The 8,142-nt window shown below is 66.9% G+C and carries 3 protein-coding genes and 1 pseudogene; all 4 read left to right on the top strand.

Translation table 11 applies throughout. The annotated features are described in order from the left end of the window. Nucleotides 1-293, top strand: a 293-nt coding sequence (locus tag G113_RS17265) for a phosphopantetheine-binding protein (RefSeq protein WP_005907827.1), incomplete at its 5' end; no start/stop codon positions are given. 20 nt (nt 294-313) lie between these two features. Then, on the top strand, nt 314-1,063 hold the full coding sequence (gene amoA / locus G113_RS17260; protein ID WP_005907826.1) for an amonabactin biosynthesis protein AmoA: 750 nt from the start codon (nt 314-316) through the stop codon (nt 1,061-1,063). Between the two features lie 14 nt (nt 1,064-1,077). Then, nucleotides 1,078-7,359 carry an amonabactin biosynthesis non-ribosomal peptide synthetase AmoG gene (amoG, locus tag G113_RS17255; RefSeq protein WP_005907825.1) on the top strand — a complete coding sequence of 2,094 codons (6,282 nt, stop codon included), beginning with the start codon at nt 1,078-1,080 and terminating at the stop codon, nt 7,357-7,359. Further along, nucleotides 7,356-8,142 (top strand): annotated as a pseudogene (locus G113_RS17250) (AMP-binding protein); the annotation flags it as partial. The gene amoG and the pseudogene G113_RS17250, both read left to right, overlap by 4 nt.

The raw sequence follows: 8,142 nt of genomic DNA, 5'->3' as shown, positions 1-8,142 counted from the left end.
CTCAGTACCAGTCCACGGATGAGGCACTGACCCTTGGCAGCGAGACCGAGAACCGGGTCGGTGCCATCTGGCAGCAGATCTTGGGGCTGGCCACCATGGCGCCAGCGGACAACTTCTTCGAGCTGGGGGGCCAGTCCCTGCAGACCATCCAGATAGTCAACCGGCTCGGCGCCGAGTTCGGGGTGCAGGTCAAGGTCTCCGACGTGTTCGATCACCCTCGCCTCGACGATTTCTGCCGCTTCCTCGACGGCCTGCTTTCCGAGGATGAAGAGAGCGTGGAGATGGTGTGGTGATGTATAAGGAGCAACAAGCAATGGCCTTTGATTTCACTGGCAAGCGGGTCTGGGTGACCGGGGCTGGCCGCGGCATCGGCCGCGAGGTGGCAACGCAGTTCGTGGCGGCCGGCGCCTGTGTGGTGGGGCTGGATCTGGCGTTTCCCGAAGCGGACTACCCCTATGCCACCCGGCTGCTCGATATTGGCGACTCGAAGGCGGTCAACGCCTGCTGCGCAGCGCTGCTGGCGGACGGCGGGCTCGATGTGCTGGTGAACGGGGCCGGGGTGCTGCGCCTGGGCCCCACCGAAACCTTAAGCGATGACGACTGGCACGACTGCATGACGGTCAACGCCAGCGGCGTCTTCTATCTGCTGCGGGCCCTGGTGCCCCACTTCAAGGGGCAGCGGCGCGGCGCCATCGTCACCATCGGCTCCAACGCGGCCCATGTGCCGCGCATGCAGATGGCGGCCTATTGCGCCTCCAAGGCGGCGGTCACCAGTCTGACCCAGACGGTGGGGCTGGAGCTGGCCCCCTTCGGCGTGCGCGCCAACCTGGTGTCGCCGGGCTCGACGGATACCCCCATGCTGCGCGGCATGCTGCCAAGCGAGGAGGCCATGGCCCGCACCATTGCCGGGTTGCCGGAGCAGTTCAAGCTCGGCATCCCCCTGCGCAAGCTAGCCACCCCGGCGGAGATCGCCCATACCGTCCTCTTCCTGGCCTCGGATCTGGCCAGCCACATCACGCTGCAGGATCTGGTCGTCGACGGCGGCGCCACCCTGAGTGCCTGAGGCTTGAGAAACAGATGAACAATATGATTTTGCTGTTGAAACAGCTGGAACGGCAGGGAGTCAAGCTGGCGCTGAACGACAAGGGCCAGCTTATCTCCCAGTCGAGCAAGGAGGCGGTGACGCCGGCCATCGGCGCCACCATTAAGGCCCACAAGGATGAGCTGGTACGCTGCCTGGCGGCCCGCGCCGCCTTCGAGGCGCCCATTCTTGCGCAACGTGAGGCCGAGGGCGCCAGGCAGGGGCCGCTCTCGTCCTCCCAGAGCGGGCTCTGGTTTATCGAGCAGTACGAGGAGGCCTCCCACCTCTACAACATGCCGGTCTATTTCCGCGTCAAGGGAGAGCTGGACACGGCCGCCCTGGAGTTTGCCTTCGACCACCTGTTTGCCCGCCACCCCAGCATGCGCACCCGCTTCATCAAGGACGAGGCGGGCAGGGGCGCGCAGGAGATCCTGCCGCACGTGCCCTTCAAGTTGCAGATTGAGGACGTGAGCGCAGAGCCCATTGCCGAGCGCGAGGCCTATGTGGCCCGCCGGGTGCGCGAGGAGATAGGCCGCCCCTTCTCCCTGACCCAGGGGGATCTGAGCCGGGTGCATCTTATTCGGCTGGGCAGCCGCGAACACGTGCTGCTGATCACCCAGCACCACATCATCTCCGACGGCTGGTCGGTCAAGAACATGTTCGCGGATCTCAAGCGCGCCTTTCTTGCCCATCAGAACCGCGAGCTTCTGCAGGTGAGCGAGCTGCCGCTCACCTACATCGACTATGCCCGCTGGTTCAACTCGGACCGTTTTCTCGATTATCACGCCGAGTTCAAGCCGTTCTGGGTCGACCGGCTCGGTGGCAGCCCCGAGGTGCACGGCCTGCCACTCGACAAGCCGCGCCCGGCCCATCAGGACAGTGGCGGCGAGCTGGTCTTCTCCACCATCGACAACACGCTGTGGGAGAGCTTCAAGCGCCTCTGCCAGCGCCACAGCACCTCCAACTTCATCGGTCTGCACGCCCTGTTTGCCCTGCTGATGGTGCGCCAGAGCGGCGAGAAGGAGGTGGTGATCGGCACCCCGCTCGCCTATCGCGAGCGCCACGAGATCGAGTCGCTGGTGGGCTTTTTTGTCAATACCCTGGTGCTGCGCACTCAACTCAGCGGCAAGCCCAGCTTTGTCGACTATCTGCAGCAGTGCCGGGAGGAGGATCTGGCGGCCTTCGATCACCAGCTCTACCGTTTCGAGGCGCTGGCCGAGGCCATCGGCGCCGATCGCACCACCGCCATCAACCCCATCTTCCAGATCATGCTGGTCTATCAGGCCAAGGTGGACTTCAACGATCTTATCCCCGGTTGCCAGCTGGTGGAGGAGACCTCGCCGGTGCTGCCGGCCAAGACCGACATCTCGGTCAAGGTGACCGAGCTGATGGACTCCGTCAGGGTAGACTGGCTGTTTGCCACCGCCCTGTTCGAGCGAGAGACCATCCAGGCTCTTGCCGATCGCCTGCTGCACCTGATGCGCGCCGTGGTAGCGGCCCCCGAGACCGACATCTGGCAACTGCCGCTGGAGGCGGGCACCGACCAGGCGGCGCTGGCCGCTGCGCTTGCCGACCTGCCGCCGGATTACCACAACCGTGACACCCTGCTCTGTCATATCGAGCGGCGCGCTGGGAAGTGCCCGGACGCGCTGGCGGTCAGCGACGGCGCGCAATCGTTGACCTATGGCGAGCTGGAGGTGCGTGCCAACCGGCTGGCCCACTGGCTGCTGGCCAAGGGCGTCACCCCGGGCGCCGCCATCGGCATCCAGGCCAGACGCGATGTCGCCTTCGTCATCGCCCTGCTCGCCTGCTGGAAGGCGGGGGCGGCCTATGTGCCCCTCGACCCTGCCTATCCCGCCGAGCGGCTGGCCCATATCTTAGGCGATGCATCCATCAGCCTAGTGCTGGGTGGCGTGCCGGACCCGCGGCTTGGCGAGGCGCTGGCGGGGACGATTGCCGAGTATCACGATCTGCACCAGCTTGCGCTGGACAAGATGCCAACCAGCACGCCTGCACTGCCTCGGGACGCCGCCATGCTGGCCCAGATCATCTACACCTCCGGCAGCACCGGCCTGCCCAAGGGGGTCATGGTAGAGCAGGGCAGCCTGGTCAACCTGATGGCGGATCACGGCGAGCGCATCGCCCTTGGGAAGGGTGGCGCCATGTTCAACTGCATGTCCCTCTCGTTTGATGCCGGCAACATGACCAGCTTGCTGCCCCTGTACTGCGGCGCGGCCCTGCACTTCGGCGAGCCGGGCGAGGGGGTGATCGGCGCCGCGATCGCTTGCGCTGCCAGCCACATGATCCTGCCCACGGCGCTGTTGGCAAATCTATTGCCAGCGGCGGATCTCGGTTCCCTCAAGGCCATCGGTTTTGGCGGCGAGGCGTGCCCGAGCAGCCTGGTGGAACGCTGGGGGGAGCGGGTTGCGCTCTTTAACATGTACGGCCCGACCGAGTGCACCGTCACCGCGCTCTGCGCTCGGCTCACTCCGGGTGCGCCCATCACCATAGGTCGACCCGTCAACAACCTGAAGGCGCTGATCCTGGACGAAGGGGGCAACCTCTGCCCGGTGGGGGTGCCAGGCGAGCTCTGCCTGAGTGGTCTCGGCCTGGCCCGCGGCTACCTCAATCTGCCAGAGCGTACCCAGGAGGCCTTTATCGAGCTGGCGCTGGCTGATCGTACCCATCGCCTCTATCGCACCGGCGATCGGGCCCTGATGCGCCGCGACGGCAACATCCAGTATCTGGGCCGGATAGACGAGCAGATCAAGCTGCGCGGCTATCGCATCGAGCCCGGCGAGATAGAGACCCAGATTGCCGCCCTCGAGCCGGCCATTCGCCAGATCAAGGTGGTGGTGCAAGAGGGCCGCCTGCTCGCTTACGCCAGCCTGCAAGCCGGCGCGACGGAGCCGGACGGCGAGGCCCTGCTGCAACGGGCCGGCGAATGCCTGCCCGAATACATGGTGCCGGTGCGGCTCTGTTGGCTCACCGAGATGCCGCTCACCCCCAACGGCAAGCTGGACCTGCGCCGTCTGCCTGCCATTGACTGGCAGGAGAGCAAGAGCGAGCCACAGAGCGAGCTGGAGCAGACCGTGCTCGCCATCTGGCAGGGGGTGCTCAAGCAGTCCCTCGGGGTGGAGGATGACTTCTTCCGTTTGGGCGGTGACTCCATTCTCAGCATCCAGCTCACCACCAGGCTGCGGGATGCGGGGCTGCACTGCAGCGTCAAGGATGTGTTCGAGGCCAAGACGGTGCGCCGCCTCTGTCGCCAGCTCGGCCAGCAGCAGGCGGTCAGTCACCAGACCGAACAGGGCAACCTGGTCGGCGACTTCCCGCTCCATCCCATCCAGCACTGGTTCTTCGAGCAGGGCTTTGCCAAGCCCGGCCACTGGAATCAGGGGGTGATATTGCGCCTGCCCGCCGGGATCGATGATGACACCCTGGCCGGCTGGCTGACCACACTGCGCCAGCATCACGACGCCCTGCGTCTGGCGGTGACCCCAACCGGCCAGCGCTATCTGGCCGAGCTGGCGCTGCCGCCCTTGCCGACCCTGGATGCAGGAACACTCGGCGGGGCTGAGCTGCAGGCCCGCCTGACCGAGCTGCAGGGGGAACTCGACCCTGCCAGCGGCCACACCCTGGCCTGGGCCCGCCTGCGCAATCTCTCCTTGGCGGGCGATCGCGGGGGTGATCGCGAGACGGTGGAGGGGCTCTTCCTCGCCTTCCATCACCTGGTCATCGATGCGGTCTCCTGGCGGATTCTGGCCGAGGATCTTGCACGGGTGAGCAGGGGCGAGCCGCTGTCCGCCAAGGGCAGCAGCTATCGCCAGTGGGGCGAGGGGCTTGCGGCCTACGCCAAACGAGAAGAGGATCAGCTTGGCTTCTGGCTGGCTCAGGGGGAAGGCAGCTTGGGTCACCTGCTGGAAGCGGCGCGCGCCGTCGATGGCCGCGCCGCCGCCAGCCTGCTGCAACTGAGTCAGGAGACCACGGCTCGTCTCATCGACACCGCCAACCAGGCCTACTTCACCCGGGTGCCCGACCTGCTGCTGGCAGCACTGACCCGTACCCTGAGCGAGCAGGGTTACGGCAGCCGTCACTGCGTGATGCTGGAAGGACACGGCCGTGAGGCCATCGATGCCGAACTCGACGTGAGCCGTACCCTGGGCTGGTTCACCAGCACCTACCCGCTGGCGCTGGCGGATGCCGGGGTGTGGGACGCGCTGGTCTGCGCCACCAAGGAGCAACTGCGCGCCGTGCCGGACAAGGGGGTGGGCTTCAACGCCCTGCGGCTGCACCACCCTCGTGGGTCTGAGTTGCCCCAGGCCCTGGTGGTCTTCAACTACCTGGGGGTCAGCCATCAGGGCGAGGCAGCTCAGCCTTGGCAGCCCCTGCCGATGGCACCGGGGGCCCCCACGTCCCCTGACAACCTGCCGCGGGAGCTGGTGAGCCTGCACGGGGGCGTGTTTGATGGCCGCCTCACCCTGCGCCAGGTGGGCGCCCTCAACCAGCAAGGGAGCGATGCCCTGATGGCGCGACTGGCGGACAACCTGACGGCGCTGGTAGAACACTGCTGCAACCTGAAGGCTCCGCGCCATACTCCGAGCGACTTCCCGGGGATCGCTCTCTCGCAAAGCTCGCTCGATCGGGTGCTGAGCGGGCGCGAGGTGGAGACATTGCTGCCCATGACCTCGCTTCAGCAGAGCATGTTCCATCACAGGGCGCTGCTGCCCCGGGATCACGCCTATCACCTGCAGACCGAGATAGACTATCAGCAGCCGCTGGACCTGGCGGTCTACCGTCAGGCCTGGCAGGGGCAGATCGCCCGCTGGCCTGCCCTTCGCAGCGAACTGGTGCTGGCAGACGGTGTGGCGCTCCAGCGCATCCTCAAGTGCGCCGAGTTGCCATTCCACTATGAGGACTTGTCTGAAGTGGAAAATGCAGAGGCTCGGGTCCAGGCCTACCGGGAGCAGGATCTGGCCCGCCCGATCCCGCTCAAGCAGGCGCCCCTGCTGCGCCTTGCCTGCTTCAAACTCGCCCCCGATCACCACAAGGTGATCTTCAGCGCCCATCACTCCGTGCTGGATGGCTGGAGCGGCCCCGTGTTGCTGGGTTCCTTGCATCGCGGCTATCAGGCGCTGATGAACGGCCTGTTGCCCCAGCGCGAGCCGGATACCGCCTGGCTCGAATTTGGCCGCCATATCGCCAGCCAAGCCCGCAGCGCCGAGGCTTACTGGCAGGGGCGGGGCGAGCTCTTGGCCAAGCCCAACGATCTCGCCTGCCTGTTCGGGGTGACGCTGGACGCGGGTTCAAGCGGGCGCCATACCCAGCAGCGACCGGCGGTGTGTGCCACGGCGTTGCCGACCGAGGTGGCGACCTTGCTCGCCCACCGTGCCCGTGACCTTGGCGTGACCTCGGGCCTGTTGGCCCAATACACCTGGCACCGTCTGCTGGCACGCCGCTCTGGCGATGCCGTCACCCTGGTGGGCAACGTGACCCCGGGCCGGGACTATCCCATCGAGGGGATCACCGCGAGCGTCGGGCTCTACATCAACAGCCTGCCGTTGGCGCTGGAGTGGCGCACCGAGGTGACCCTGGCCGAGCATATCGCCCAGTTGCAGACGGATTTGATGGCGCTCAATGAGCACGGCACCCAGTCGCTGGCGGCGCTGACGAAAGGTAGATCGCGTCTCTTCCAGAGCCTGTTCGTGTTCGAGAACTACCCCATGCCGGCGGTCCCTGCCACCCCCGAACCCCACCAGCTGGTGCCGCAGTTTGGCACCGTGGTGGAGAAGGTGGAGCTTCCTCTGTCGCTCGTGGTCAGCAGCCGGGGCGAGACGCTCCAGCTGCGCCTCGAGTTCGACGGCGAGCAGATCCCCGAGGCCCAGGCCGAGGAGGTGCTGGCTGACTGGCGGGCCGAGCTCGGCTGGCTGGCGCAGGCGGATCTTAACCAGCCGGCCAAACCGGCGGCGGCCGCGTCGTCCCCGGCGATGGCACAAGGGGCAGCCACAAGAGCAGAGTCCGACCTGGCTCAGCCACCGGCCGAGGCCCGCGCTCTGGTGGCCCTGTGGGAGCGCCAGTGCGGCGTGCCCGGCATCTGGCAGCAAACCTTGATGGATCTGGGAATAGACTCGGTGCAGCAGCTCGCCCTGCTGGCGGCCCTCAACGAGGCGCTTGCGCAGGATCGGGTGCCACTCACCCTGCAGACCCTCAAGGCCCATCCATCCCCCAGCCGGCTCTATCGCCACTGGCTGGTGCGCCAAGAGGAGGCCGTATCATGACAGTGACCATCAGGCATGAGGCCCAACTCGTGCAGACCCGGCCCGCCCCCCATGAGGGGGCGGCCAACCTGGGGGCGCGGCTGGCGGCCTGTCTGGCCGCGACCCCGCTGGCTCCCGCCATTCGCATGGGCGGGGAGGGCACCGGTGAGGGCGGATCAGATGAGCTGTGGCTCAGCTATGGCGCGCTCAATGCCAGGGTGGCCCAGATTGCCGCCCGCCTGCAGGGGCTGGCGGTGGGGGAGCGGGTCGGCCTCTATCTCTCCCGCAGCCCGGATCTGGTGGCCAGCCTGCTGGCCTGCCTGCGCCTCGGCCTCTGCTTCGTGCCGCTGGAGCCGGACTTTCCCCTGGAGCGGCTGCAGGGGATAGCCCGCCAGGCCAGGCTCTCGGCGGTGATCTGCGATGAGGAGGCGGGGACCCCGGACTTCGGTTGCCCCCTGCGCCCCCTCAAGGGGCCGGCCCCCGGCGGGGCTCTCTCCTGGCCCAGGGTGGACGACGCCCTGGCGGCCTACATGATGTTCACCTCGGGCTCCACCGGCGAGCCCAAGGGGGTGGTCATCAGCCGCCGGGCCCTGCTCTGCTTCCTCGACGGGATCCGCGAGCGGCTCGTACTCTCACCGAGCTGCCATTGGCTCTTTATAACCACCCCGGCCTTCGACATCTCCCTGCTGGAGATGCTGGGGCCGCTCTGGGGCGGTGGCCGGTTGACGGTGGCAGGCAATCAGCACAACAAGGACTCCCCGTGGGGATGCTGGCGCTGCTGGGGGCGGATCCTTCCATCAACTG

The organism is Aeromonas molluscorum 848 (assembly GCF_000388115.1).
Taxonomy (GTDB): domain Bacteria; phylum Pseudomonadota; class Gammaproteobacteria; order Enterobacterales; family Aeromonadaceae; genus Aeromonas; species Aeromonas molluscorum.
This window is presented reverse-complemented; position numbering and strand designations above follow the sequence as displayed.

Excerpts from the sequence above, each read along its gene's own strand:
- amoG (WP_005907825.1), top strand. The coding sequence starts at position 1,078 with ATGAACAATATGATTTTGCTGTTGAAACAGCTGGAACGGCAGGGAGTC.
- amoA (WP_005907826.1), top strand. The coding sequence starts at position 314 with ATGGCCTTTGATTTCACTGGCAAGCGGGTCTGGGTGACCGGGGCTGGC.